This is a genomic window from Devosia sp., assembly GCF_039927955.1.
In the GTDB taxonomy this organism is placed as follows: domain Bacteria; phylum Pseudomonadota; class Alphaproteobacteria; order Rhizobiales; family Devosiaceae; genus Devosia.
In genome coordinates this window covers 43,768-66,529 of sequence record NZ_JBDSUA010000078.1, presented here as the reverse complement: position 1 = coordinate 66,529, position 22,762 = coordinate 43,768, and the positions used below count along the sequence as shown (strand labels likewise).

Genomic DNA, 22,762 nt, shown 5'->3' with positions numbered 1-22,762 from the left:
TAGACAGGTGTCTTTGAATGCAAATGACACAGGAACCGCAAATGGCCGATACGGGACATTGGAAGGGTTTTGACCGGGAAAAGTCCGCAGCAGCGCTCGCCGCCGACACCAAAACGGATCGACGCTCGCGCCGCACAAGGCAAACCCTGCACGAAACGCTGATGCGTCTGACAGTCGAGCGCGGCTATGACGCTATCTCGGTGGCCGATATCGTCAACGCCGCCGATATCGGCCGCTCGACGTTCTATGCCCACTTTACCGACAAGGACGATCTGCTGCGCAGTGCTGCGGGAAGCCTGCGAACGGTGCTGATGGCTGAACACGCCGCTGCGCGGTTGGCAGGTAGCCCGCATCTCGATCAAACCTTGGGCTTTAGCCGGTTCATGACCGAACATCTGCGGGAACAGCAGGTTCTGTATCAGGCGCTGATGGCCGGGCGTGCCGGCCCAATATTCATGGACTTGATCCGACATGCGGTCGCAGACATCATTCGCAGGGAGCTCACGTCACATAGCCCCGCCATCGAGCATCTCGAGCTGACAGTGCAATACTTGGTAGGCGCCTATTTGGCGGTTTTGACCTGGTGGCTCGATCGAGGAGCCAAAGAGACACCGGCGGTGATCGAAAGCGCCTTCTCGAAATTGGCACTGAACGGGATCGGCGATATTCTATCGGGCGTTTAGTGGCGCGAGTTGATGGCAGCCATCCTTCGCCGCGCGTTCGCCCTTTTGGAGAATCCAAATGCCGATCACAGACAAGAACGACGGGCTGCATCGAGTAGTTCTCGTCGTCGCGTTGCTTAATTTGGCCTATTTCGGCGTTGAATTCGTTGTGGCCCTCAGAATCGGGTCAGTGTCTCTTTTCGCTGACAGCGTCGACTTTCTCGAGGATGCTTCGGTCAACGTTCTGATCATGCTGGCACTGACGTGGTCGCTCAAAGCGCGGTCGCAGGTGGGTATGGTGCTCGCCGGTATTTTGCTCGTTCCCGCTCTGGCACTGCTGTGGGCCCTTTGGAGCAAGTTCAGCCATCCCGTGCCGCCCGAGCCGTTCGCCTTATCCATCACAGGTGGCGGCGCTCTCCTAGTCAACCTGTCATGCGCCTTCATGCTGGCGCGATTCCGCTCGCACAGTGGCAGCCTGACGCGTGCCGCTTTCCTATCAGCGCGCAATGACGCCGTTGCCAATGTGGCAATAATCGCCATAGGCCTCGTCACCGCTTTTGTATGGCGATCGGTCTGGCCCGACGTGGTGGTAGGGTTGGCAATTGCGGCGATGAACATCGACGCGGCACGCGAGGTTTGGACAGCCGCCCGAGAAGAACATAAGGCATTAGTCTGACAACTGCCGAACTCCGCCACAGGCAATTCAATGTGACGACATCACGCTGCAGCGAGACCTATGTTCGATATTGTCTCCATCTGCCGAGCTTTCCTAGCCTGATCCCGTCAAAATCGGAGGGGCCAAGGTGCCCGCAGAATAAACAAGATAGACCGACGCTATCCTTCGAAACCGCACGGGCGCTGGAAGAGGCGCGAAAGCCGCTTTTTGAATTCGAATACGCTCTCGATCGGCTTGATGACGAAGACCTCGCCAGATCAGCCGCCGAGGCGAAGCGGCTTGTGATATTTCATATAGTTAGCGCCCTACCAGGGTGCTGGCGGAGAGAAAGGGATTCGAACCCTTGAGACGGTTCCCCGCCTACACACTTTCCAGGCGTGCGCCTTCGACCACTCGGCCATCTCTCCGCGTCGTGGAACTGGTCCGGTGGAAGGGTCCGGGCCATGTCGGCTTGGCCGGTCACGAGCGGGCGCACTATAACCATCGACGGCTGGTTCGCAAGGGACCATGGCACTCGGATTCGCATTGTTTTTCAAGGCAGGTGCTACTCCCTTGTTCGATGGGCAGCAGCCGTGCAAAAACAGGCGCGCGATTATTGATCTGCCGGGTAGGCCAGCCCGGGCCTCGATGAGCGCTCAGGGATGACGATGCGGTTGATCTTGCGAATTCTGGGAACCTGGCTGTTGGGCCTGGCTCTTATCCTGCTGGTAATCGATGGAACCAAGTCGCTCGGCGCCAATGCTTTGGTGCTGACCTCGCTGGGCTCGATCTGGAGCAGCCTGCATGCCGATAGCCAGGCACAGGTTTCGGCGTTTTTTGCAGGCCGCATGTTTGCCGAGCTGTTGCAGAGCAGTTTTGCCATGCTGCTGAGCTATCCGGCCTTTGCGGTGGTCGGGGTGCCGGGGCTGCTGTTTGCCATTCTTGGGCGCTCGCGCAAGGCCATCGCCTATGTAACCCAGGACCAGTTGTGACCGAATAGGCAGTGTTCACTCATTGATGGAGCCTGTGATGTTCTTCAAATCCAAACCGACCAGCATTCCCGCCGCCAACCAGGCGCTGCCCGGCCGCTCCACGCCTATGGCTATCCTCGACGGGCACGCCGTCAATGGCCATGCGCTCAAGGGCAATTATCCCGACAATGCCCAGACCATCTATTTCGGTCTTGGCTGCTTCTGGGGTGCCGAGCGGCTGTTCTGGCAGGTGCCTGGCGTCTATGTGACCGCCGTCGGCTATCAGGGCGGTTCGACGCCTAATCCGACCTATGACGAAGTGTGTTCGGGCCAGACCGGCCATACCGAGGCGGTCAAGGTGGTGTTCGATCCGGCGCAGGTGTCGCTGCGGGCCTTGCTCAAGACCTTCTGGGAAGAGCACAATCCGACCCAGGGCATGCGGCAGGGCAATGACAGCGGCACGCAGTACCGCTCGGCGATTTATACCACAACGCCAGAGCAGGCTGACATTGTTGCGCAAAGCCGCGATGCCTATCAGGGCGCGCTGTGGGCCAGGGGGCTGGGCGCGATCACGACGGAGATCGCCCCGGCAGGAGCATTCTACTATGCCGAGACCTATCACCAGCAATACCTGGCCAAGAATCCGCGCGGCTATTGCGGGCTGCAGGGCACTGGCGTGGTCTGAAAGATCGGCAGCGGGGTCGCGGCCTAGCCATGGTGACACGGGCAGAGTTTGAAACCATCACTGCCCGCCTGACGGCCGTCACTTTCGTCGAGCAATGGGGAAGTCTTGTCGCCAAAGTTGGCGGCAAGGTTTTCACCTTACGGGGATTTGGTCCGGACGGCAGCGTTGTCTTCAAAATCCCCGAAGCCAGCTTTGACATGCTGACCATTGATGACGGCATCGAGCAGGCGCCGTATTTTGCCAGGCGGCACTGGGTCATGGTAGCGCCAGCCGCTATGCCGACTGCTGATCTGGCGCTGTATATCGCCGCCTCGCATGGTCTGGTTGCCAGGAAGCTGACGAAAAAGCTGCAAGGCGAACTTGGGCTGTTGACGCCGCAATGAGCCTGGAGCTGTTCAGCAGAGCCGGGTTCGAGCCATTCGTGCTGGCGCTGCCAGCAGCGACGCTGGTGCAGCAATGGCGCGATGACAGCGTTGCCAAGGTCGGGGGCAAGATTTTTGCCCTGCTCGATCGTGATCCCGGCGAAATCTGGCTCAAGGCCTCGCCCATGGCCTATGACCTGCTGACGGAATTGCCGGGCATTCGGCCGGCGCCGTATTTCGCCCGCGCCAGCTGGGTGGCGATTGCTCCGGAAAGCCCGCTCAGCCAAGACGAGGTCAAAGCCTATATCACCGAAGCCCACCGGTTGATTGCCAGCAGGCTATCGCGGCGCGTGCAGGCAGCTTTGGGGCTGGAAGCCCTTACTGTGGCTGCACCGCATAGATCTTGAGCGGGCCGCTGCTGCTGACCTGCTTGAGCCAGCTCGGCAAGGCGTCCTGTTCGGCCAGTCGCACGAAGGAATCGGGGGCCGCATCGACCTGACCCTGCATTTCGGGCATGGCCGGGCAGGTGACGACCAGGCCAATGCCGCGCCTGACGAGAATTGTGCGGGCTTTGGCGATCGGTTCATTGAAGAAATCGAAGGTGTCGCGCACCCCTTCCGCGTCGCGGTGATAGGGTGCCGACACCACCGAATGCGGCGTTTCCAGCAGCATGTGCGAGCCCAGATCGATGGGCGTCATCAGCTGTTCGGGCGCCATGCCTTTGAGATCGGCGAAGGCGTCCGGCATCAGGCAGGCAAAGCGATCGCCGCGGGTTTCAGCAATCTGCTGGGCGTGACTGGGGATGCGCGCAATGATCAGCGTCACCCCGATGACGATGACAATGCCCGAAAACGCCAGCCAACTGGCCAGCAGGCCGATGGCATCGCGGAGTTTCTGACTATTGAGATAGCGTGCGCGGGCCGAAACGATCAGCCAGGCGGCCGCCGGAATGGCCGGCAGCGTCACCAGCCGCGAACCACGGATCTGCAGGACCATGATCAGCGTGGCCGAGGCCAGAAACATCAGCAGCACCAGCCATTCGCCGCGATCCTTGTGCTGGCGCAGATGCAGCCCGATCAGAATCAGGCCCAGCGCACCGGGCACGCCCACGGCGATGGTGTAGGCCGGCAAATCCCACAGGCTGTTCCACCACGGCTTGGCCTCGGCAATGGCATCGATCCAGTGGCTGATCAGCCAGGGATCGAGCGAAGCGTAAGGGCCGTGCAGGCACAACGGATCGATGGCCAGCACGGCGGCAATGCCGATGGCGCCAGTAATCACCGCAGCGATCAGTTTGGGCCAAGGTGAGACAGCGGCTTTCGGCCACACGCTCAGACCGGTGAACAGCACGCCGACCACCACAGCGGCGCCAACGTAAAAGATCGACAGCGCATCGCAGGCCGGCACCAGCCAGCGCGACGGGGGCAGGGCGATCGCCATGTGCACCAGCGCTGCGGCGGCAAAGCTGAGCCCGAACCAGCGCAGCGCCTTGGCCTGCATCTCGCCCAGCACCCAGAGCAGGGCAAAGGCTGCAATGGCGGCCGCAACGGCTGGCACCGCTTCGGTGCCGATGGCCAGTGCGGTGGCGCAGAGCACGCCAGCCAACAGGGCAAAGCGTGGGCGCTTGAGCGCCTCGATGCTGGCCCAGGCCATGGCCAGCGTCAGGATGATCTGGATCGAGTGGTGATCCATGCGGCCGGGGGTGAACTCGGCGGTCACTGCGGGGCTGAGCACCGGCAGGATCAGCGCTGGCAGCACCCCGTCAGGCCCCACCAGACGCAGCGTCAGCCGGGCGCTGAGCCAGAGCAGTACCAGCAGCAGCGATAACGGCCAGATATAGGCGGCGACCTGTTCGGCATGGCCGAAGGCAAAGGGGGTGGCGATGGCAATGATGGTGGCGATCGGCAGGTCGACGAGCCGCGACCAGTGGACTTCCGCGCCGAACGGGGTGTTCAGCCGATGCTGGACGATATCGTACCAGTTCTGCCCATTGAGAAAATCGCGCACCACGACCATGCGCATGGCGTCATCAGTGTCGGCAAATAATGGCGTCGTCGCGCCGCTGACTACAGCCCGGGTGATCAGCGTGCCGGCGGCCACGGCAAATACCGCCAGGACCAGCAGCAGATTGACATGCGGGGCCGTGCGGTGTTGGGAGGTCATGGAGCGATCCGGGGCCGGCGCTGACTGCGCTCCCGTCATCCCTACGCCGCCGTCGTTAAAATCGCTTAAAGGCGGACCAGACAGAAAAGGACGGCAGGGGGGCCTGCCGTCCAATGATACAGGGGGGAGAAACCGGCGACCTGGATCAGCCGCGGGGTTGCGGAACAATGCGGAGGTAGGGCTTTGGTTCCTTCCAGCCATTGGGGAACTTCAGCTTGGCGGCTTCATTGTTGACCGAACCGGCAATGATCACGTCATCGCCGTTCTTCCAGTTCACTGGCGTCGCCACCGAATACTTGGCGGTCAGTTGCAGACTGTCGATGACCCGGATCACTTCATCGAAGTTGCGGCCGGTCGAGGCAGGATATTCGATCTTGAGCTTGACCTTCTTGTCCGGCCCGATGACGAACACCGACCGCACGGTCAGCGTATTGTCGGCATTGGGGTGGATCATGTCGTACTTGCGGGCGACTTCGCCCTGGGTATCGGCCAGCAGTGGGAAGTTCAGCGCCGTGCCCTGGGTTTCCTCGATGTCCTTGGCCCAGCCGGCATGGTCTTCCAGCTTGTCGACCGACAGGCCGAGCACCTTGACGCCGCGCTTGTCGAATTCCGGCTTCAGCTTGGCCGTATAACCCAACTCGGTGGTGCAGACCGGGGTGAAGTTCTTGGGGTGCGAAAACAGCACCGCCCAGGAGCCTTCGATATAGTCATAAAAATGAATGTGGCCTTCGGTCGATTCGAGTTCGAAATCGGGGGCGGTATCGCCAATCAGAATTGCCATTTTAACTCCTTCAGCGCTCGCTGACGCGGCGCATTGTTCTGCAACAGAATATCGTACTCAAGTGACGCGATTATAGCGCCAGCGCGCGGAATATTTTCGGCTTTTGCCATTGGCGCAAGCCATTCCATTCCAACGGCAGTGCAATTTCCGCAATGGCGCCGGATCGTGCCTACTGGCTGGCTGCCGCCTTGGCGGGCGCGCCATTGGTCCAGGTAACGTCGGTATTGTAGAGCGGCACCACCGACATCGACATCTTGCCCGAGCCCTGCTGGATTTCGCGCGCATGGGCCAGATAGATCAGCGCATTGTTCTGCGTGTCGTAAATCCGGGTGACCCGCAACGACTTCCAGATCAGCGAGCGGTTTTCCTTGAAGATTTCATCCCCACCCGGGTTCATTGAAATGTTGCCGATGGTGATCGGCCCGGTCTGGGAACAATCGAGCGCCGAATAAGAGGGGTCCTCGAACCAGTTGCCCTGCTGCAGCTTGTCGATAAACGAGCGGTTGAAATAGGCCAGATGGCACACCACACCCTGCACCTGCGGATCAACCACGGCATCGATGGCAATGTCGTTACCGGTCCAGTCAACTCCGACACTGGCCACTTCGCGCTTGTCGCCACAGGCGGACAGCGTCACGGCAAGACCGAGGGCAAGGAGGGCGGCGGGCAGGATTTTCATGGGCGTCGGCTCCGAGGGTCAGCAATGGCTAGCATGTGGGCATGGTGTGCCCAGGCTGCAAGATCAGCGCCGGTTACGGGCCATATAGCGTTCCAGCCCGCGCACCAGCAGCGACAGCGAGATTGTCATGGTGAGATAGAGGAACGCCACCACATTATAGGTCTCGAAGAACTTGAAATTGCTCGACGAGTAAACCTTGCCCAACTGGGTAATGTCCTGCACCCCAAGCGCCGAAACCAGCGCCGAATCCTTGATCATCGAGACGAAGTCATTGCCCAGCGGCGGCAGGATGGTGCGCAGCGCCTGCGGCGCCACCACATGGCGAAAGGTGTTCCAGCCGGAAAGCCCCAGCGCCCGCGCCGCCTCGATCTGGCCTTTGTCCACCGCCTCGATTCCGGCGCGGAAGATTTCGGCGATAAAGGCGGAATAGCAGAGCGTCAGCGCAAAGATCGCCCGCCAGGTAAAATCGAAATTGCGGATCGACAGCTTCGGTAGCCAACCATGGCTGATCAGCGGCGACAGCAGGATATTGCCGGCCTCGACCATTCCTGGCGCGCCCACAAAGGCGATGTAGAACAACGCCACCAGGATCGGCACGCCACGGACGATCTCGATGTAAAACGTCGCCGCCTGCACCAGCACGACCTTGTCTGACGTGCGGGCCAGCGCCACCAGCAGCCCGAGAACGCTGGCCAGCAGGAAAGCCAGCATCGCCACCCACAGGGTGGTCCAAATGCCTTTGGAGACGACGGTAAAAATCTCGTTGTAGCCGGTGTCGTTGACAATGGCCCACAACAGCACAGCACCAAGCAGCGCGATGGTCAGCAACCACCACGGGAAATCGATCTGCCGGCGTTTGGGATTTCGATCAGACATGAAGCTGGGCCGCGCGCTCTGCGCGACCCTGAAAGATTACTGGCTGGCGCCGTAATCGAAGAACCACTTCTTGGTCAGCTTATCCAGCGTTCCGTCAGCTTTCATCTCCGCCAGGGCAGCATTGAGCGGCGTCACCAGGTCCGATTTTGGCGTCAGGATGAACCCCAGCGGGTCCGATTTGATCGGTGTGCCCACGGTTTTGAAGGCACCGGGATCGGCCCCGATATAGCCGGCAGAGGCCGCCTGATCGGCAATCACCGCATCGACGTCACCACTTTTGAGCGCCTGCACCGATGCGCCGAAAGTGTCGAACAGCTTGACCCGCGGGTTGGTCTCGTCGCCGTCGAGCACATCATAGATCGCGGTATAAAATGCCGACGTGCCGGACTGGGCGCCGAACAGCAGCGAGGTATCCTTGGTAAAACTGTCCTTGTCGGTGATCCGGGCCTCGTCGGCACGCACCATGAAGAACTGATCGACGGTCAGGAACGGGTCGGTGAAATCGACCTGCGCCTTGCGCTCGTCATTGATGGTAATGCCATCGGCGCCGATATCGAACTGGCCGGTGCGCACCGCCTCGATCATCACGTCCCAGGCCGACTGGCTCCACTCGACCTTGGCATTGAGCCGCTTGGCCGCCTCGTTGATCAGGTCATATTCCAGCCCGACGCCGGCCCCGGTCTTGTCGGCAAAGTTCAGCGGATAATAGGCGTTTTCGGTGACCGCCTTGATGCTGCGACCACCCAGATCGGGCAGGCCAGCGGCCATGGTCGGGACAACAAGACTAAGCGCCAGCAGCGGCGCGGCAAGAGCGGCGATCGAAAGGTTCATGAGGCGGCAGTCTCCCGGCAATGACATGGCCCTTGGTCGGCCTTGGCGTAAGCGCAGATTAGACCAGACGATCAACATTTGGGAATGGGCAAATGCGCAAAGCCTTGCCCATCCCGGACATAAAGGCGAACCGAATTGGCCGATCAGGCCTCGTCGACGGTTTCAGCCTTGGGCCCGCGTTCCATCACCGATTTGATGCAGTTCTTTGAACTGGATTTGGACTTGTAGGTTTCCGACCGCACCATGGTTTCGCCATTGGCGGCGACAAAGCGCACAAAGGTCTGCCCGTCCTTGGAGGCGGCAATCTCGAAACGATAGCCCTTGCCCTCTTCGCCCTTGCTCAAATCCACGGTCGGGGCACCCGGCGCGTGCTTTTTGATCGATTCGATGCAATTGCTGGCGCTGGCCTTGGACTTGTAATTTTCCGACCAGACCAGAGTTTCGGCATTGTAGACGAATTTGGCGACGAACTCGCCGGTCTTGGATTTGGTGATCTTGAACTTGTGCGCCATGACGCTGGGCCTCCTCAAGCGGCAACCCGTTGATCGGGATGCTTCCCGAAAAAGAGACTATCCTGACTGACGGCAATTGTAAGGCCCCTGTCTGCTGGAGCAGACTATAGCGCCTGCAACCGGGGCGGGGATTACTTGGAGGCGCTGTCGTGACCATCGATATGGCCCAGGCTGCGCTGCGGATCGATGCGGTCGCGCACCATTTGCTTGAGCTGCTTGACGTCGGGAAAGCCGCCGTCGCGCTTGCGCTCCCAGATCAGCTCGCCATCCAGCGTGATCTCGAAAATCCCGCCACTGCCCGGCACCAGGGTCACCGATCCCATTTCCAGGCTAAAGGTGGACAGCACTTCCTGCGCCATCCAGGCCGAGCGCAGCAGCCAGTTGCACTGGGTGCAATAGGTGATGCTGAGCGCCGGCTTGTCGCTCATTTCTTCTTCCTGGCCTTGAACTGTTCCGGATCGACCAGCGTCGCCAGGATTTCATCGACCAGATCCAGGTCCTGCCGCTTGCCGGCGGCCTGCTGCTGCAGGTCCACCAGATAGGACGTGGTGTAATACAGCCGCCGCGCCAGCATGGTGGCGATGTGCAGCGAAAACTCCGGGCGCTTGTCTAGAAACGTCAGCGCATCGGGGATTTCATAGGCCTTGACGTCCGACAGCGCCTTGACCGTGGCCGAATGGGGCATGTCGAGCAGGGTCGACATTTCCCCAAAGATCGAGCCCGGCTCATCGATATGGGTGACCTGCGTGCGCTCGCGGATCACTTCGACTTCGCCCTCGATCAACACGAACAGCTTGCCGTGCCGGTCGCCCTCGCTGAGCAGTTTCTGCCCGGATTTGAAGCTGACTTGCTTCAAATCTTTGCAATAATCCAGAATATCGGCCATCTGCGCCCTCCGCATCTGCCGTTTCTATAGCGTGCCGCCTGGCCCTAGAGCAATGCGGCGATGTCGGCTTCAAGCGCTTCCGGCTCCACATCGGAGCCATAGCGCTTGACCGGCTGCCCATCGCGGCCGACGAGGAATTTGGTGAAATTCCATTTCACCGCCTCGCTCCACAAAATCCCCCGCGCTTCGGATTTAAGGAAAGCGTAGATCGGATCGGTCCCCGGCCCATTGACCTCGATCTTGGCAAAGATCGGGAAGGTCACCTCATAGGTCAGCGAGCAAAACTCGGCGATTTCCTCGGCCGTGCCGGCTTCCTGCTCGCCGAACTGGTTGCAGGGAAAGCCCAGGATCACCAGCCCCGCATCCTTATGGGCCCGCCACAAAGCCTCAAGCCCGGTATATTGGCGGGTAAAGCCGCAATGGCTGGCGACGTTGACGATCAGCACCACCTTGCCCGCATAGGCGGATAGCTTCTGAGGCGTGCCATTGAGCAAAGGCGCGGTAAAATCAAACAGCGTGGTCATGAAATGTCCCGGGAATCGATACTGCCCCGAGCCTAAACCGGCGCCACCCCGATTGCACCTCGCGCCATTGCCGCATGAGCAGACGCCGGACGGCCAGAAGCCTCCGGGGAACAACAGGCAGGACGGGTCCCGGGGCGCATTGCGCCTCTGGAGAGATAGAAATGAGACGCCATGCGCCCCGGGACGCCGGGTTTTCCGGCCCGCCGCGCGGTGCTGTCCCTTTGCGCTGGGACGGCTCCGGCGCCGAGGCCCAGGCGGAAGACGACTCCCCCACCCTCCCGGCATTCAGCTCGCTGCCGTTCGTTGCAACACCGTCCAGGCGAGCCAATCCGCCCAGTTTACCCGCGGCAGAACCGACGGGGATAAGTTTTTAGAAAGTGTCGTCGGAACGCTGCCCCCGCGCCGCCGCCAGCATGCCATCGCGCACGCCGCGATCATATTCCTGCTCGATTTTGGCATCGAGCCGCCGCGCCAGCTTTTTGCGCAATTCCGCCATCTTGGACGACACCTTCACGTTCTTCGGCGCCACCTTGGGCTTGAGCCGCCGCACCGGCACGCTCTTGCCTTGCGGCAGCGACCAGACAAAGCATTTCTGCGCATCGTCCCAGCCGCTGTGCCCATCCTCGAACACCTCCAGCGCCGCCAGCGCCTGCGCCAGTTGCAGCGCCAGCCCCAACAGATCCGGCGCCGCCGGCGGGATAGCACCCCGCTGCCCGGAAAACCGCCGCGCATCAAACAACATCGCCTCGGCCAGCGCCCGCATGCTGTCCGGCACCGCCCCATCCGGCCGCTTGCTGGCGGCCGTCTCCACCTGCCGGAGGAAGGGGTTCAGCCGCAGGTAAAGGGCTTCATGGCGAATGGCGAGTTCGGGCGTGGTGGTCTTGGACATGGTCTGCTCCGCACAGAGTTTGGCGGGGCAGGATAAGGGGTGTGGGGAGGGGTGGGGATTTGCGGGAAAACCCCGCCGCCTGTTGTCAGATTTTACCGGCAAATTTTTGCATGGCTGCCGGTGTGACTGGGGTGAAGAGATTGACCAGCGTGCCGTCGGGATCGCGCAGCAGCGCCGAGCGATTGCCCCAGGGCATGGTGGTGGGCTCTGCTCGAACGTGAAGTTCTGTGCCGAGAGTCGGACGAAATCGGCATCGACGTCAGGGGTGATGAATTCGACGATCACCGACTGGTTGGCGGCGGGGCGGGCGATATTGGCGCCGAACAAAGCGAGCGAGCGCGTGCTGGTAATGGCCAGCGTGCCGGCCGGCGTGGTCAGCTCGGCGAAATCGGGCGTGGCCCAGGTGGCGGTGAGCCCGGTGACGGCCTCGTAGAAGGCGGCGAAGGCTTTGGGGTTTTCGGTGATGATGCGGAGGGAGACGAGGTTCATGGGGGCTCCGGGGGTGAGGATGGAGCCGAGGGGTAAGGGGTGGGGTGACAAAGGGGTGTCAGGAGGGGTTGGGTCCCGCCCACATAGGAAGGCCATGTCTGACAACGATGCAGGTCGGAATCAGTGTCTCGTGCTAACGCACGCGCAATTGATGATCCACACCTGTCATGCGGAAGCGCCACTTGAGCATTTCTTCGCTCGCTTGAAACTTCGTCATCGCTTCGCCGTCGCTGAGCCGCTCTCGCCTGATACGCAGAAGCGTTGGCCGAGGCAGCAAAAGTGTGCCGCCAAGCCAATCGGCTTCATCCTCTTGGTCTTGATTGTAGTTAGACGGGATAAGGTGACCATCATCGGATAGACTGGCCGAATGAAGTTCGTGTCCAAGCGCGATGTGCGCCAGTTCATGCATGATAACGCTGTTAACGCGAGGTGGCGTTTGAGAGGAATTGTATAAGACTAAGTGACGGGTGCCTATTCGAAGCGTGAACGCTGACCAGCTTTGACCGTCCAAAACAGTCAACTGTTTAAGGTCGATCTCAGGCAGCCCTCGAACGTCAGTCTCATTCCAGACAGTTGCCCGCATTTGCGCTGCGAGTTCCGAGCCGTGGAGCGCATCATCGGCTCTCAATCCAAGAGATTTTCTAATCTCCACGGATCGTCTCTCGCACTGTGACTTGAACCCTCGTCGAAGCAAAATTAGTGACCTTCGGCTTCAATGTCTTGCGCAAATTGTTTGCTTGCTAGTTCAATAAGAACTGCCAGTGATTTTGCGGTGTCTAGCGAGACCGCCTTGTTCTTCTTGAAGGCAATCTGAAGTCCTCCGATCCCGGTGAACTTATCCATATCCTCTTCAAGCCACAAACAAATCTTTTCTAGCGTCCCCATGTCTGGAACATGTCCTTTTTCAATTCGGGAAAGCGTTGTTGGACTGATCCCTATCTCTGCCGCGGCCGCCCGAACCCCCATACTCCCCTTCTTTTTTTGGACCAGCCCGGCAAGGTCCTCGATCTTCATACATTCACTCCCAAGTGTTTCACTGACTAATATTAGTGCGCCACCGACTGGACATCAGCCTTGCGAATCGCTAGCGTCCGTACCAGTCAACGGCACACTTACTGAATCAGTTGCGATTCGATGGGTCAACGCCAAATGACTGAAACTGTCAAGTCACACAATGAATTTGGAGACAAACGCTATGGCTAAAAACACCGGAAATGACTTTCGCCGCGGCTCGGTAACGGCCCGCACCCAATTCCAGCGCCCGGACGGGCTCTTTCAGAAGCGCGATGAGCGAAGCGGGCGACTGATGGAAGTCAAACAGTCAGACGGCCCGTTCAAGGGCGTCGCCAAGGAACCAGATGGCCGAGATACCGAAAACTCCTAAAGATCTCCAGATCAATAAGCTGCGCCGCCCCGCGACCAGTGACGACTACGAGGACTACATGCGGGCCGTCCTACGGCAGGCAATGGCGCATCCTGACGTTGCGCCGAGCAAGAGGACACACTGATGAAGCGGTTAGCAGTTTTTTGCGACGGCACTTGGAATCGCATGTCGGCAGAACAGCCAACAAACGTTTTGATTAGCGCGCAACTTGTACTTCCGAGGGGCGATGATGGCGTCGCCCAGATAACGTATTACGACGAGGGGGTCGGCACCTCATACGTCATCAACGAATGGTGGGAGACTCGGTTAGCCGGCGCCTTCGGGTTGGGTTTGCTTGACAAGATTGAGGCGGCGTATCGTTTTCTCATCTTCAATTACGAGCCCGGTGACGAAATTTTCATCTTCGGTTTTTCAAGGGGCGCCTTTACGGCGAGGTCGCTGGCCGGCCTTATCCGCAAGTGCGGAATTGTGCCGCGAGCCAGCGCCCGAGAAATCCGGAATATTTTCGCCTTCTATAAGGATGGAGGCACACATCCCGACAGTGACGAAGCACAGCGGCGACGCATGGCCTGGTCGCCAGATGTCATTCTGAAAGAAGCGGATCGTAGTTGGCGTCTAGAGCATGGCGGAGACCCCACTATAGTAGCTAACGCGATGCCTTTGATAATCCGCTATGTTGGGGTCTGGGATACGGTCGGGGCTCTTGGAATCCCGCAGCACCTGCTTGTTGGATCGCTATTCGGCACGGGGGCAAAGTACCAGTTCCACGACACAGCCCTTAGCAGCACCGTCAAAGCCGCGCGGCATGCGGTCGCCACCGATGAAGATCGACTGACTTTTGGGCCAGCGCTCTGGTCCAATCTTGACGCTTTGAATGCAGGGAGCCCTGGTGAGAAGTATCAACAGCTTTGGTTTCCCGGCGATCACGGCTCTGTTGGCGGCGGTGGCGAAATCCGAGGCCTTTCGAATGACGCATTAGGCTGGATTATGGACGGTGCAAGGGCGGAAGGTCTTGCCATCGACAATGTCCGGCTGGATGGATTGCGTGCCATGGCAGATCCCCTGGCTCCACTCCACAACCAGACCAAGGCGCCGGACTTCTTGGACCGCATCTACCGGCGAGGGCACCGCGAAGGACCGCAACAAGAGAGCTTGCTGGCAGAGAGCACACGCAACCGGCTGGCGTACGAGGCCAAGGGAAGAACCTGGGAACCGTATCGACCTGCAACTTTAAAGGCCTTGTGGCCCAAGGTTGAGGAGGACGTTAGCTAGATGGCAGGTCTTGTTTTCAAGCGACGCGCGCACCTGCGGAAAGGCCGGCGCGGCAATATTCCCGTGCGTGAATGCTTAGTCTACCGAGTGGATGCGGTAGACCGTGTCGCAGGTTCGTTTCCTCTTAAATGCGAGAAATGTGGGGCCCCGATAATCCGCGTTCGAATGCCGAACGGCGGAACTACCTTCTTCGAAGGCCGTGACGGACTGACTGGAGTCAAGCACTCCTGTTTTTCTATAGGTCAGGGCCTCTCGCGGCGGCGAGACAAAGATACGCCGGACCTATTCCCATCTGAGGATGGGCCAGACGCGCCACAGGATGGACCCCGGCCCGCGCCGGGGTGACATCGTGGTTGGGTGAAGGCGGCGGTTGCCCGCCGCGTCATCTCAGGATGGGCCCCAGCCTGCGCCGAGGTGACATCGGGAGCGTCTACAGCGTGCGTAGGGTGGTGGGCCTCTCTACATCAGTGCTGTAAGCTGAAACCAGGCGCTCGGGGTTTGGCAGGACATCGGAGCCTGACTATTTCGCGCCGACAGGTATCACTCTCAAGCAAGGATATGCACCATGAAGCGCACAGCGACAGCGAACTGGCAGGGGTCACTCACCGAGGGCAAGGGCACATTGGACTCGCAAAGCGGCGCGCTTTCGGGCCTGCCCTATACGTTCAAGGGGCGGTTTGTCGATGAGAGCGGCCAATCGGGCACCAACCCGGAAGAGTTGATTGCAGCGGCGCATGCGGGGTGCTTCGCCATGCAACTGGCCCATTTTCTGGCTGAAAATGGCACGCCGGCGGACAATCTGCGCGTCTCGGCTGCCGTTGAGCTGATCCCCGGCACGGGCATTACCAGCAGCGCTTTGACGCTGGAGGGCAAGGTGCCCGGCATCGATGCGGCCAAGTTTGCCGAAATCGCCGAAAAGGCCAAGACGGCCTGCCCGGTGTCCAATGCACTGGGCGCACTGACCATCACGCTGGACGCCAAGCTGGGCTGAGCTTGAGGGCGGTCGGGTAGGAGGTTTTGGCATCCACCGAGTGGCACCCCCATGATGAAGGAGGTTGGAAGGGTGACAGCGGGCACCGGACTGGTGGAGAGATACCCCCTTCCTACTCGATAACGGACTTAGCGAAGGGCTAAGTCCTATCTCGCTTCCCTCCCCACAAGGGGGAGGGTGGCAGACTGAGGGAGCCGCGGGCGTAGGAGAGGCCACCTCAGCGGATCGCTGCGCGCGGACTACGCCAGGAGACCGTGGGTGGGAAAACTTCGGGGCCTATTCGGCGGCCGGCGTCCCAGACGCGGCGTCGTATACGCCTTTGAGCTGGACGGCCAACATGCCCCCGAGCAGCTCCTCCATGGCGGACAAGTCCAGCTTGCCGTCTTTCCAAGCGGCATCGGCAGCGTCCAAGGCGTCGAAATAGGGATTTCTGTAGCTGACGATCTGTTCGGGAATGGTCGGATGGCCGGGCAGGATGGCGTCCAATCGGCAGCACATCACCACATAGGAGAGTGTTCGCGAGGTGCGGCCGTTGCCGTCCGAGAATGGATGAATCCAGTTCAGTCGCCACATGATATAGGCGGCTAGGTGGATAGGCGAGGCGGTCTCCCAATTGTCGTTGACGTAGTCGCACATGTCCTCGACCAGTTCGGGGACAAGGTGAGCGCCGACCGGCGCGTGCTTGCTGCCTTCGATGGTGACACCAGCGGGTCGGAAATTGCCGGCATAGGCGCTGATGCCGCGCAGCGCTTCGCGCTGTAGCGACAAGACCAGTGAGACCCGTAGCTTGAAACTCTTGCGCTCCATGGCCTGCTTGATGACGTCCAGGCCGAAATCATATTGACGAAGGCCATTGAGCGCTTCGGCCTTGGCCTTTTCGGCCGGGTCGGTAATCAGCTCAGCTTCGAATGCCTTGCTGTGGCGCTGCACCAGATCGTCCGACATTGAGGCCCCGCCTAGTCGTGCTTCAGCTCTTCCGCGTGGAGGGTCGCGAGCCGTTCGGCCTGTTCGTCGATCATCGAGCGGGTAATATCGGAATTCTCGAACGCGGTATTGCCGTAGGCAAAGCTGCGCCGCTGCTGTTCCTGCTGCTGCTCGGTTTGCTGAATCTTCTTGGCAGCTTCGATCAGCGCGGCGAGTGCGTCAGTCATGAAAACCTCCAAGTCGGATTCGATGCTATCTTGCACCAGTGAACCCTTAATGTCGTGTGTGGAAAAATGGGGGCGGAATAATTTTTCGGTAGGGGCGGGAGGGGCTGACTGATGGATCGCTCCGGGTGCCCGCTGCCTGCGGCAGCGACCCGGCGAGTAACCTGCCAAAGCGCCAACCGGTTAGTCGTCCCCCATCTTCAGCGCCTTGATGAACGCCTCCTGCGGAATCTCAACCGACCCAAACTGCCGCATCTTCTTCTTGCCGGCCTTCTGCTTGTCCAGCAGCTTGCGCTTGCGGGTGGCGTCGCCGCCGTAGCATTTTGCCGTTACGTCCTTGCGCATGGCGCGGACGGTTTCGCGGGCGATGATCTTGCCGCCGATGGCGGCCTGGATCGGGATCACGAACAGATGCGGCGGGATCAGTTCCTTGAGCTTTTCGCACATGATGCGGCCGCGGGTTTCGGCGACGGTGCGGTGGACCAGCATCGAGAGCGCGTCGACCGGTTCGGCATTGACCAGGATGCTGAGCTTGACCAGATCGCCGACGCGGTGATCGGCCAGGGTATAGTCAAAGCTGGCATAGCCCTTGGAAATGCTCTTCAGCCGGTCATAGAAATCGAACACCACTTCGTTGAGCGGCAGCTCATATTCCACCATGGCGCGATTGCCGACATAGCTCAGGTTCTTCTGGATACCGCGGCGATCCTGGCAGAGCTTGAGGATCGATCCCAGATATTCGTCGGGGGTGAGGATGGTCGCCTTGATCCAGGGCTCGCGGATTTCCTCGATCTGCATCACGTCCGGCAGATCGGCCGGATTGTGCAGCGACATGGTCTCGCCATTGCGCAGGGCAATTTCATAGACCACCGACGGGGCGGTGGCGATCAGATCGAGATTGAACTCGCGGCTGAGGCGTTCCTGGATGATTTCCAGATGCAGCAGGCCCAAAAAGCCGCAGCGGAAGCCGAAGCCGAGCGCCGCCGAGGTTTCCATTTCAAAGGAAAAGCTGGCGTCGTTGAGCCGCAGCTTGCCCATGGCGGCGCGCAGCTCGTCAAAATCGCTCGCATCGACCGGGAACAGGCCGCAGAACACCACCGGTTGCGCCGGGCGGAAATCGGGCAGCGCGTGGGCGGTGGGCTTCTTGTCGTCGGTGATGGTGTCGCCGACATTGGTATCGGCCACTTCCTTGATCGATGCGGTAAAAAAGCCCAGCTCGCCCGGCCCGAGTTCGGCGATATCGACCAGCTTGGGGGTGAACACCCCGACGCGATCCAGTTCATAGGTGGCGTTCGCATTCATCATGCGGATCTTCTGGCCCTTGCGGACGGTGCCATCGATGACGCGGATCAACACCACGACGCCGAGATAGGTATCGTACCAGCTATCGACCAGCAGCGCCTTGAGCGGGGCGTTGATATCGCCCTTGGGCGCGGGCAGGCGGGTGACGATGGCTTCGAGCACCGTATCGATGCCGAGGCCGGATTTGGCGGAGATTTCCAGCGCCTCGGAAGCATCGAGGCCAATGACATCCTCGATCTGCTGCTTGACGCGATCGACATCGGCGGCGGGCAGGTCGACCTTGTTGAGGACGGGAACGACTTCGTGATTGGCATCGAGCGCGTGATACACGTTGGCCAGCGTCTGGGCCTCGACGCCCTGGGAGGCATCGACCACCAGCAGCGAGCCTTCGACGGCGGCCATCGAGCGGCTCACTTCATAGGCGAAGTCGACGTGGCCGGGGGTGTCGATCAGGTTCAGGATATAATCGAGGCCATCCTTGGCATGATATTTGAGGCGCACGGTCTGCGCCTTGATGGTGATGCCGCGCTCGCGCTCGATATCCATCGAATCGAGCACCTGCTCCTTCATTTCGCGCAGTTCCAGCCCGCCCGTCATCTGGATCAGCCGGTCGGCGAGGGTGGATTTGCCATGGTCGATATGGGCGACGATGGAAAAATTGCGGATGAGGTGCAGGGGCGTGGTCATGGCGCCCTGTTAGCAGAAAGGCGGCGGCGGCGCAAAGATGGTTTATCGCAGGTTAACCGCGCTTTTTGCGCAGGGTTTGACCACTTCGGGCAACGATTGGCGCGTGCGGGCGTTGGACAGGCATGCGTCACCTCATCCCCGCCACCGTCGCCGTCTTCATCGCCCTCGCCGCGCCCGTCGCCGCCAGGGATTTTCTGCAGCAGATGGTCGAGGTGTTCACCCCGCCCACCCAGCACGCGCCGACCCCGCACAAGCCGGTGCCCGTGGCACCCAGGCCCGAACCGCGCCCGGCGGAACTGGATGCAGCGCCGGCCGCTCCCGATATGGTGCTGCCACGACCAAGGCCGGAACATCTGGGCGAGCCTGAGGCGGTGCCAGAAGTGGCAAAGCCGGCCGAACCCGTGGTCGCCGCGCCGGTGGCGCCGACGCTGCCGGACAAGCCGGTGGTGCCAGGCGCTGAACCTCAGCCGGAGCCGGTTGCGCCACAGGCTGCGCCGCCGGAGCCCGACCGGATTTACCAGACCGCCTGCCCGGCGCTGACCACGGGCGCGGTGGAGGGCAAAATCCTGCCGCCGATCCATGACGGGCAGTGCCAGGCGCAATCGCCGCTCAGCCTGACGGCCGTTTCGGTCAACGGCCGCATGGTGCCGATTTCGGGCGCGGTGACCACCGATTGCGCCATGGCCACCATGTTGCCCGCGTGGATGGCGGATGTGGATGGCTATGTCTGGGCCAAGGACAATACGCGGATCAAGTCGATCAATGTCGGCACCAGCTATATGTGCCGCAACCGGGTCGGCGGCTCATCCACCGAGACGCTCTCCGAACACGGCTTTGCCGATGCATTGGACGTGACTGGCTTTGCGCTCGAAGACGGGCGCAATATCAATGTGGAAACCGGCTGGCCCGGCACCGAGGAACAGGGCAGCGCCATCGTGCGCTATGCCCACGACGCAGCCTGCTCGAAGTTCATGACCACGCTGGGCCCGGAAGCCAATGCCGAGCACCACGATCATATCCACGTGGATTTCGGCTGCCACGGCAAGAGCTGCACGGCGCGGTTGTGTGAGTAGCCAAGGGTGGGGCGGGAGAGCCAAAAATCGTGGCTTCCAGCACCCCCTCCCAGCCTCCCCCATCAAGGGGGAGGTGCCGGGCCGGTGGATGCTTTTCGATCGGATGCTGACAGGTAGTCTAGCTGCAGTGAATTACTTCTTGTACAGCGCCACCACCGCATCGACGCCCTTCAGATCGGCGCTGCCTGCGGTGCAATCGGGCTTGGTACCTTCGACTGATTTCTTGATGTCGGCATAGGCGGTCGCTGCCGAGGCGGGATCGTAGCCCATATCCTGCTCGTATTTGAGCTGATCGGCCTGCATGGCGCTGGTGATGGCCGGATCGACGGTGACGGTGCAGATTTCGATCACCGCGCGGGTGGCGTACAGCCCGGTCAGGAAATTGCCGACATCCGGCTTTTGCGCCGCCGCTGCCGGCGCAGGTATTGCTGCCGCCGGCGCGGCATCCTGCGCAAAAGCGGGCGAAAGCACAGCAAGCAGGGTGGACAGGGCAATCACGGAACGGATCATGGGGCATCTCCGGGGAAAGTGGGCCGGCTGGACCGGCACAATTGATCCCCCTTCAATCCCCATATTATGGCCTCAGCACGGCACAAGCGCTCAGACGCAGCAGGCCTGGTCGCAACAGGGGTGGTGCGGCGGCAGATCGGCCCATTGTTGTGGCGTGAGCGCATCAAAGGCCGCATCGGGCGGGTCCGATTGCAGCAGGGCGGCAAGTGTTGCGGCGATCCAGTTCAAGATTTTGTGCATGAAAGACCTCCGGGTCTCGGTTGTTCGGCGTGTCATGGCTATTGGATGCCTCTACTAATAGGCGCTCCGCCGTGGCCGGAACAATCGACAAGAGATTTGGCCTGCTATAGATTAGCTATATGGCCAATGTGTTTCCCATTCCCCTCAATGCGCTGCGCGCCATTGAAATTGTCGCCCGGCGCGGCGCGCTGGCCCCGGCGGCAGAAGAGCTGGGCGTCACCATTGGCGCCGTCAGCCAGCATCTGCGGCGGGCCGAAGAACGGCTGGGCGTCGAACTGTTCGAACGCACCGCCCACGGGCTGGTGCCGCTGCCGGCGCTGGTGCAGGCTTTGCCGCAGCTCAGCGCCGGGTTCACGGCGCTGCAGGATGGCCTCGCCGGGCTCAAGGGGCGCGACGATCATGTGCTGACGCTGACCATGGGCAGCGTGTTCGCCTCGCGCTGGCTGATCTGGCGGATCAACAAATTCACCACGCTCTATCCCGAAATCGAGGTGCGGCTGACGGTCACCGCCGCCATGCTCGACCTGACCCGCCCGGATGTCGATTGCGGCATCCGCTATGGGCTGGGCGTGTGGCCGGGCACCAGCACCAGCCTGGTTGGCGGCACCGGTTTCCGCCCGATCTGTGCGCCGGAACTGGCACGGCAACTGCAATCACCCGCCGATCTGGCACGGGTGCCGGTGATCCGCGACCAGACCAGCATGCTGTCGTGGGAGACGTGGCGGAGCGCCGCCGGGGTCGATCCGGCGCTGAAATTTTCCGGCCCGACGCTGTCGGATGCGTCACTGGCCTTCGATGCCGCGATTTCCGGGCAGGGCGTGTTGCTGGCCGCCGATATGATGAGCGCCGATGCGGTCAGCGACGGGCGCCTGGCGCGACCGTTCGATATCGTCGCCGAGGGCACGCAGGCCTATTGGCTGGCCACCGCCACTGGCCGCCGCGAACCACGTAAGGTGCGGCTGTTCCGGGAATGGCTGGCGCGCGAGGTGCCGGCCTCGGTCAATGGCTATGTCTATCAATCGCAGGTCAGCAGTGGCTGAAGCGGACCCTGTCGCCTTCAGCGCGGATTACCACAGATGTTGGTGCTAACGCTTGGCAGCGACGTGTACCCGGCCCATTTACCAAAAGCACCAAGGCTGTGCGTCACGACTATGATTAACTAAGCTGTGTCGGTTCTTTGCCGAATTCGGCAGTGGTGTAGGTTACGCGCATTTCGCCAGTTCGGAAGCCTTTGCTATCCGGTTCTGACAGACCGCCGGTGTGCGACAAGCTGGCAGCCACGACGTTTGTTTTTCCGAAAACGTCAGTCCACGTCGAAGTCATGTGTGCTGCCCACTGTGTCCCACCGTTGTAGATGTGGGTGATATCAGCAAAACTGAGTCTTGTGCTAGACCACCAGCTTGTGAAGCCTTCTTCCTTAGCAACGAGACTTGGCAGTTCGTTTCGAGAAGCATCGTAGAACGCTATATTGACGCTGAGCTTGGGCTCCGCCTTGAATTTGAAGGCTGGGGATTGCCCGTTGTTACGGAATCTCCCGCGCATAATGAGCATGTCGGGGGGAGACGCGATACGTGACTTCAACCGTATCGATGTAAGCGCGTACCTGAGCTTCCCCGATTTCGCGTGCAGTTTGATTGGCCCTAACGGCCTCATCGGCAGTTCGCTTGGTTTCCCTGAAGGTTTTGCGTACTTCAAAAATTGCCCAAGCACTTACGCCTGCTGATGCAACGGAGAAAATAGCCATAAGCCATTGATCAACCGGGTCTTGCCAAGGGTTGAAATCGCTGCCGCCGGTCAGACTTTGGACGATTTTATTTTGAGCATTTTGTTCGGTGCCGAGGTTGCCAGCAACTTTTTCTATGGGGTGGTTTGGCCGGACAAGAACGCTGACAAGAACAATCGCAAGAAGGATGAGCCCTAGAGCAATAAGTGCAGGTCTGTCGTCTCGATGGATGCCAGACATTGCTGCAAAACGCCGCCGTAATTTTCCCCGCCCATCTTGTTACGGATATTTGCTTCGCCGTCCACTGCTCCGATAGGAGGCAGTTTCCTGCCCAGGCCCGCATGTTGACCCCCCCCCTTGTGCTCCACTCGCCTTTGAGGAGGTTGGCAGATTGAATAGTGCGGCCGTTGCGCCAATCTTGACGCAACGGCCGACGTTCGTTCGGCATTGCTGGAATTCTGGCGCGG

The 22,762-nt window shown here is 60.6% G+C and carries 29 protein-coding genes and 1 tRNA gene; 11 read left to right on the top strand and 19 right to left on the bottom strand.

Translation table 11 applies throughout. The features are described from left to right. Nucleotides 1-41 precede the first annotated feature (41 nt). The gene (locus tag ABIT12_RS18275; RefSeq protein WP_348041512.1) at nucleotides 42-683 is read left to right on the top strand and encodes a TetR/AcrR family transcriptional regulator; all 642 of its coding nucleotides are present in this window, start codon (nucleotides 42-44) and stop codon (nucleotides 681-683) included. A gap of 58 nt (nucleotides 684-741) precedes the next feature. Then, nucleotides 742-1,338, top strand: coding sequence for a cation transporter (locus ABIT12_RS18270; RefSeq protein ID WP_348041510.1), 597 nt, complete (start codon nucleotides 742-744; stop codon nucleotides 1,336-1,338). A gap of 317 nt (nucleotides 1,339-1,655) precedes the next feature. Here ABIT12_RS18270 and ABIT12_RS18265 read toward each other — a convergent pair. After that, a tRNA-Ser gene (locus tag ABIT12_RS18265) sits at nucleotides 1,656-1,745 on the bottom strand. 240 nt (nucleotides 1,746-1,985) lie between these two features. On the opposite strand from ABIT12_RS18265, the gene ABIT12_RS18260 reads away from it, so the two are divergent. The 4 genes from ABIT12_RS18260 to ABIT12_RS18245 are packed head-to-tail and all read left to right on the top strand — an operon-like array spanning nucleotide 1,986 to nucleotide 3,742. Beyond that, a complete protein-coding gene (locus tag ABIT12_RS18260) occupies nucleotides 1,986-2,309 on the top strand; it encodes a hypothetical protein (protein WP_348041508.1) in 324 nt (107 codons plus the stop codon). Between the two features lie 37 nt (nucleotides 2,310-2,346). Further along, nucleotides 2,347-2,973 carry a peptide-methionine (S)-S-oxide reductase MsrA gene (gene msrA / locus ABIT12_RS18255; RefSeq protein ID WP_348041506.1) on the top strand — a complete coding sequence of 209 codons (627 nt, stop codon included), beginning with the start codon at nucleotides 2,347-2,349 and terminating at the stop codon, nucleotides 2,971-2,973. Nucleotides 2,974-3,002: 29 nt separating this feature from the next. Further along, nucleotides 3,003-3,356 carry an MmcQ/YjbR family DNA-binding protein gene (locus ABIT12_RS18250; RefSeq protein ID WP_348041504.1) on the top strand — a complete coding sequence of 118 codons (354 nt, stop codon included), beginning with the start codon at nucleotides 3,003-3,005 and terminating at the stop codon, nucleotides 3,354-3,356. Next, nucleotides 3,353-3,742, top strand: coding sequence for an MmcQ/YjbR family DNA-binding protein (locus ABIT12_RS18245; RefSeq protein WP_348041502.1), 390 nt, complete (start codon nucleotides 3,353-3,355; stop codon nucleotides 3,740-3,742). The genes ABIT12_RS18250 and ABIT12_RS18245 overlap by 4 nt, the downstream gene beginning before the upstream one ends. Here ABIT12_RS18245 and ABIT12_RS18240 read toward each other — a convergent pair. The 12 genes from ABIT12_RS18240 to ABIT12_RS18180 all read right to left on the bottom strand — a co-directional run bounded on the left by ABIT12_RS18240 (nucleotide 3,714) and on the right by ABIT12_RS18180 (nucleotide 12,979). Beyond that, nucleotides 3,714-5,498, bottom strand: coding sequence for a hypothetical protein (locus ABIT12_RS18240; RefSeq protein WP_348041500.1), 1,785 nt, complete (start codon nucleotides 5,496-5,498; stop codon nucleotides 3,714-3,716). The genes ABIT12_RS18245 and ABIT12_RS18240 overlap by 29 nt on opposite strands. Before the next feature lie 145 nt (nucleotides 5,499-5,643). After that, a complete protein-coding gene (locus ABIT12_RS18235) occupies nucleotides 5,644-6,279 on the bottom strand; it encodes a peroxiredoxin (RefSeq protein ID WP_348041498.1) in 636 nt (211 codons plus the stop codon). Between the two features lie 169 nt (nucleotides 6,280-6,448). Then, the gene (locus tag ABIT12_RS18230; protein ID WP_348041494.1) at nucleotides 6,449-6,958 is read right to left on the bottom strand and encodes a CreA family protein; all 510 of its coding nucleotides are present in this window, start codon (nucleotides 6,956-6,958) and stop codon (nucleotides 6,449-6,451) included. A 63-nt stretch (nucleotides 6,959-7,021) separates the two neighbouring features. Then, complete coding sequence (locus ABIT12_RS18225) at nucleotides 7,022-7,834, bottom strand: amino acid ABC transporter permease (protein ID WP_348041492.1); 813 nt, start codon at nucleotides 7,832-7,834, stop codon at nucleotides 7,022-7,024. Nucleotides 7,835-7,870: 36 nt separating this feature from the next. Further along, nucleotides 7,871-8,665, bottom strand: coding sequence for a transporter substrate-binding domain-containing protein (locus ABIT12_RS18220; RefSeq protein WP_348041490.1), 795 nt, complete (start codon nucleotides 8,663-8,665; stop codon nucleotides 7,871-7,873). Between the two features lie 143 nt (nucleotides 8,666-8,808). Next, nucleotides 8,809-9,177, bottom strand: a complete 369-nt coding sequence (locus ABIT12_RS18375; RefSeq protein ID WP_407065649.1) for a YegP family protein — start codon at nucleotides 9,175-9,177, stop codon at nucleotides 8,809-8,811. Between the two features lie 131 nt (nucleotides 9,178-9,308). Next, nucleotides 9,309-9,605 (bottom strand): SelT/SelW/SelH family protein, encoded by a 297-nt coding sequence (locus tag ABIT12_RS18205; RefSeq protein ID WP_348041488.1) that lies wholly within the window; start codon nucleotides 9,603-9,605, stop codon nucleotides 9,309-9,311. Further along, on the bottom strand, nucleotides 9,602-10,063 hold the full coding sequence (locus ABIT12_RS18200) for a cyclic nucleotide-binding domain-containing protein (RefSeq protein ID WP_348041486.1): 462 nt from the start codon (nucleotides 10,061-10,063) through the stop codon (nucleotides 9,602-9,604). The genes ABIT12_RS18205 and ABIT12_RS18200 overlap by 4 nt, the downstream gene beginning before the upstream one ends. A 44-nt stretch (nucleotides 10,064-10,107) precedes the next feature. Beyond that, the gene (locus tag ABIT12_RS18195; RefSeq protein WP_348041484.1) at nucleotides 10,108-10,587 is read right to left on the bottom strand and encodes a glutathione peroxidase; all 480 of its coding nucleotides are present in this window, start codon (nucleotides 10,585-10,587) and stop codon (nucleotides 10,108-10,110) included. Nucleotides 10,588-10,957: 370 nt separating this feature from the next. After that, nucleotides 10,958-11,965 carry a VOC family protein gene (locus tag ABIT12_RS18190; RefSeq protein ID WP_348041482.1) on the bottom strand — a complete coding sequence of 336 codons (1,008 nt, stop codon included), beginning with the start codon at nucleotides 11,963-11,965 and terminating at the stop codon, nucleotides 10,958-10,960. Nucleotides 11,966-12,098: 133 nt separating this feature from the next. Next, entirely contained in the window at nucleotides 12,099-12,617 is a 519-nt protein-coding gene (locus ABIT12_RS18185; protein ID WP_348041480.1) for an ImmA/IrrE family metallo-endopeptidase, read from the bottom strand. A 44-nt stretch (nucleotides 12,618-12,661) separates the two neighbouring features. Further along, nucleotides 12,662-12,979 carry a helix-turn-helix transcriptional regulator gene (locus tag ABIT12_RS18180; RefSeq protein ID WP_348041478.1) on the bottom strand — a complete coding sequence of 106 codons (318 nt, stop codon included), beginning with the start codon at nucleotides 12,977-12,979 and terminating at the stop codon, nucleotides 12,662-12,664. Nucleotides 12,980-13,160: 181 nt separating this feature from the next. Here ABIT12_RS18180 and ABIT12_RS18175 point away from each other — a divergent pair, with 181 nt between their 5' ends. The 3 genes from ABIT12_RS18175 (at nucleotide 13,161) to ABIT12_RS18165 (ending at nucleotide 15,612) form a co-directional block, all read left to right on the top strand. Continuing rightward, nucleotides 13,161-13,349, top strand: coding sequence for a hypothetical protein (locus tag ABIT12_RS18175; RefSeq protein WP_348041476.1), 189 nt, complete (start codon nucleotides 13,161-13,163; stop codon nucleotides 13,347-13,349). Nucleotides 13,350-13,472: 123 nt separating this feature from the next. After that, complete coding sequence (locus ABIT12_RS18170) at nucleotides 13,473-14,621, top strand: DUF2235 domain-containing protein (protein WP_348041474.1); 1,149 nt, start codon at nucleotides 13,473-13,475, stop codon at nucleotides 14,619-14,621. Nucleotides 14,622-15,186: 565 nt separating this feature from the next. Continuing rightward, a complete protein-coding gene (locus ABIT12_RS18165) occupies nucleotides 15,187-15,612 on the top strand; it encodes an OsmC family protein (protein ID WP_348041472.1) in 426 nt (141 codons plus the stop codon). Between the two features lie 276 nt (nucleotides 15,613-15,888). On the opposite strand, the gene ABIT12_RS18160 is transcribed toward ABIT12_RS18165, so the two are convergent. The 3 genes from ABIT12_RS18160 to lepA form a co-directional block, all read right to left on the bottom strand. Then, a complete protein-coding gene (locus ABIT12_RS18160) occupies nucleotides 15,889-16,557 on the bottom strand; it encodes a Fic family protein (RefSeq protein WP_348041470.1) in 669 nt (222 codons plus the stop codon). Between the two features lie 11 nt (nucleotides 16,558-16,568). Beyond that, entirely contained in the window at nucleotides 16,569-16,763 is a 195-nt protein-coding gene (locus ABIT12_RS18155) for a hypothetical protein (protein ID WP_348041468.1), read from the bottom strand. Nucleotides 16,764-16,943: 180 nt separating this feature from the next. After that, nucleotides 16,944-18,749: a translation elongation factor 4 gene (lepA, locus tag ABIT12_RS18150; RefSeq protein ID WP_348041466.1), complete on the bottom strand. Its 1,806-nt coding sequence runs from the start codon at nucleotides 18,747-18,749 to the stop codon at nucleotides 16,944-16,946. Between the two features lie 122 nt (nucleotides 18,750-18,871). On the opposite strand from lepA, the gene ABIT12_RS18145 reads away from it, so the two are divergent. Continuing rightward, a complete protein-coding gene (locus ABIT12_RS18145) occupies nucleotides 18,872-19,822 on the top strand; it encodes an extensin family protein (RefSeq protein WP_348041464.1) in 951 nt (316 codons plus the stop codon). Between the two features lie 132 nt (nucleotides 19,823-19,954). Here the strand turns inward: ABIT12_RS18145 and ABIT12_RS18140 are convergent, their stop codons facing one another. Further along, the gene (locus ABIT12_RS18140; RefSeq protein ID WP_348041462.1) at nucleotides 19,955-20,332 is read right to left on the bottom strand and encodes a hypothetical protein; all 378 of its coding nucleotides are present in this window, start codon (nucleotides 20,330-20,332) and stop codon (nucleotides 19,955-19,957) included. Between the two features lie 90 nt (nucleotides 20,333-20,422). Continuing rightward, nucleotides 20,423-20,572, bottom strand: coding sequence for a hypothetical protein (locus ABIT12_RS18135; RefSeq protein WP_348041460.1), 150 nt, complete (start codon nucleotides 20,570-20,572; stop codon nucleotides 20,423-20,425). Between the two features lie 119 nt (nucleotides 20,573-20,691). Between ABIT12_RS18135 and ABIT12_RS18130 the strand changes: the two genes are divergently transcribed. Next, on the top strand, nucleotides 20,692-21,612 hold the full coding sequence (locus tag ABIT12_RS18130; RefSeq protein WP_348041458.1) for a LysR substrate-binding domain-containing protein: 921 nt from the start codon (nucleotides 20,692-20,694) through the stop codon (nucleotides 21,610-21,612). 482 nt (nucleotides 21,613-22,094) lie between these two features. Here the strand turns inward: ABIT12_RS18130 and ABIT12_RS18125 are convergent, their stop codons facing one another. Next, nucleotides 22,095-22,535, bottom strand: a complete 441-nt coding sequence (locus tag ABIT12_RS18125) for a hypothetical protein (RefSeq protein WP_348041456.1) — start codon at nucleotides 22,533-22,535, stop codon at nucleotides 22,095-22,097. Between the last annotated feature and the right edge of the window lie 227 nt (nucleotides 22,536-22,762).

Bases quoted from the DNA above. Each gene is read 5' to 3' on its own strand.
- ABIT12_RS18275 (WP_348041512.1), top strand. From the start codon at position 42: ATGGCCGATACGGGACATTGGAAGGGTTTTGACCGGGAAAAGTCCGCA.
- ABIT12_RS18140 (WP_348041462.1), bottom strand. From the start codon at position 20,332: ATGATCCGTTCCGTGATTGCCCTGTCCACCCTGCTTGCTGTGCTTTCG.
- ABIT12_RS18225 (WP_348041492.1), bottom strand. From the start codon at position 7,834: ATGTCTGATCGAAATCCCAAACGCCGGCAGATCGATTTCCCGTGGTGG.
- ABIT12_RS18160 (WP_348041470.1), bottom strand. From the start codon at position 16,557: ATGTCGGACGATCTGGTGCAGCGCCACAGCAAGGCATTCGAAGCTGAG.
- ABIT12_RS18235 (WP_348041498.1), bottom strand. From the start codon at position 6,279: ATGGCAATTCTGATTGGCGATACCGCCCCCGATTTCGAACTCGAATCG.
- msrA (WP_348041506.1), top strand. From the start codon at position 2,347: ATGTTCTTCAAATCCAAACCGACCAGCATTCCCGCCGCCAACCAGGCG.
- ABIT12_RS18230 (WP_348041494.1), bottom strand. From the start codon at position 6,958: ATGAAAATCCTGCCCGCCGCCCTCCTTGCCCTCGGTCTTGCCGTGACG.
- ABIT12_RS18220 (WP_348041490.1), bottom strand. From the start codon at position 8,665: ATGAACCTTTCGATCGCCGCTCTTGCCGCGCCGCTGCTGGCGCTTAGT.
- ABIT12_RS18190 (WP_348041482.1), bottom strand. From the start codon at position 11,965: ATGAACCTCGTCTCCCTCCGCATCATCACCGAAAACCCCAAAGCCTTC.
- ABIT12_RS18125 (WP_348041456.1), bottom strand. From the start codon at position 22,535: ATGTCTGGCATCCATCGAGACGACAGACCTGCACTTATTGCTCTAGGG.
- ABIT12_RS18145 (WP_348041464.1), top strand. From the start codon at position 18,872: ATGCGTCACCTCATCCCCGCCACCGTCGCCGTCTTCATCGCCCTCGCC.
- ABIT12_RS18240 (WP_348041500.1), bottom strand. From the start codon at position 5,498: ATGACCTCCCAACACCGCACGGCCCCGCATGTCAATCTGCTGCTGGTC.
- ABIT12_RS18155 (WP_348041468.1), bottom strand. From the start codon at position 16,763: ATGACTGACGCACTCGCCGCGCTGATCGAAGCTGCCAAGAAGATTCAG.
- lepA (WP_348041466.1), bottom strand. From the start codon at position 18,749: ATGACCACGCCCCTGCACCTCATCCGCAATTTTTCCATCGTCGCCCAT.
- ABIT12_RS18165 (WP_348041472.1), top strand. From the start codon at position 15,187: ATGAAGCGCACAGCGACAGCGAACTGGCAGGGGTCACTCACCGAGGGC.
- ABIT12_RS18260 (WP_348041508.1), top strand. From the start codon at position 1,986: ATGCGGTTGATCTTGCGAATTCTGGGAACCTGGCTGTTGGGCCTGGCT.
- ABIT12_RS18200 (WP_348041486.1), bottom strand. From the start codon at position 10,063: ATGGCCGATATTCTGGATTATTGCAAAGATTTGAAGCAAGTCAGCTTC.
- ABIT12_RS18270 (WP_348041510.1), top strand. From the start codon at position 742: ATGCCGATCACAGACAAGAACGACGGGCTGCATCGAGTAGTTCTCGTC.
- ABIT12_RS18135 (WP_348041460.1), bottom strand. From the start codon at position 20,572: ATGCACAAAATCTTGAACTGGATCGCCGCAACACTTGCCGCCCTGCTG.
- ABIT12_RS18375 (WP_407065649.1), bottom strand. From the start codon at position 9,177: ATGGCGCACAAGTTCAAGATCACCAAATCCAAGACCGGCGAGTTCGTC.
- ABIT12_RS18250 (WP_348041504.1), top strand. From the start codon at position 3,003: ATGGTGACACGGGCAGAGTTTGAAACCATCACTGCCCGCCTGACGGCC.
- ABIT12_RS18205 (WP_348041488.1), bottom strand. From the start codon at position 9,605: ATGAGCGACAAGCCGGCGCTCAGCATCACCTATTGCACCCAGTGCAAC.
- ABIT12_RS18195 (WP_348041484.1), bottom strand. From the start codon at position 10,587: ATGACCACGCTGTTTGATTTTACCGCGCCTTTGCTCAATGGCACGCCT.
- ABIT12_RS18175 (WP_348041476.1), top strand. From the start codon at position 13,161: ATGGCTAAAAACACCGGAAATGACTTTCGCCGCGGCTCGGTAACGGCC.
- ABIT12_RS18245 (WP_348041502.1), top strand. From the start codon at position 3,353: ATGAGCCTGGAGCTGTTCAGCAGAGCCGGGTTCGAGCCATTCGTGCTG.
- ABIT12_RS18180 (WP_348041478.1), bottom strand. From the start codon at position 12,979: ATGAAGATCGAGGACCTTGCCGGGCTGGTCCAAAAAAAGAAGGGGAGT.
- ABIT12_RS18170 (WP_348041474.1), top strand. From the start codon at position 13,473: ATGAAGCGGTTAGCAGTTTTTTGCGACGGCACTTGGAATCGCATGTCG.
- ABIT12_RS18130 (WP_348041458.1), top strand. From the start codon at position 20,692: ATGGCCAATGTGTTTCCCATTCCCCTCAATGCGCTGCGCGCCATTGAA.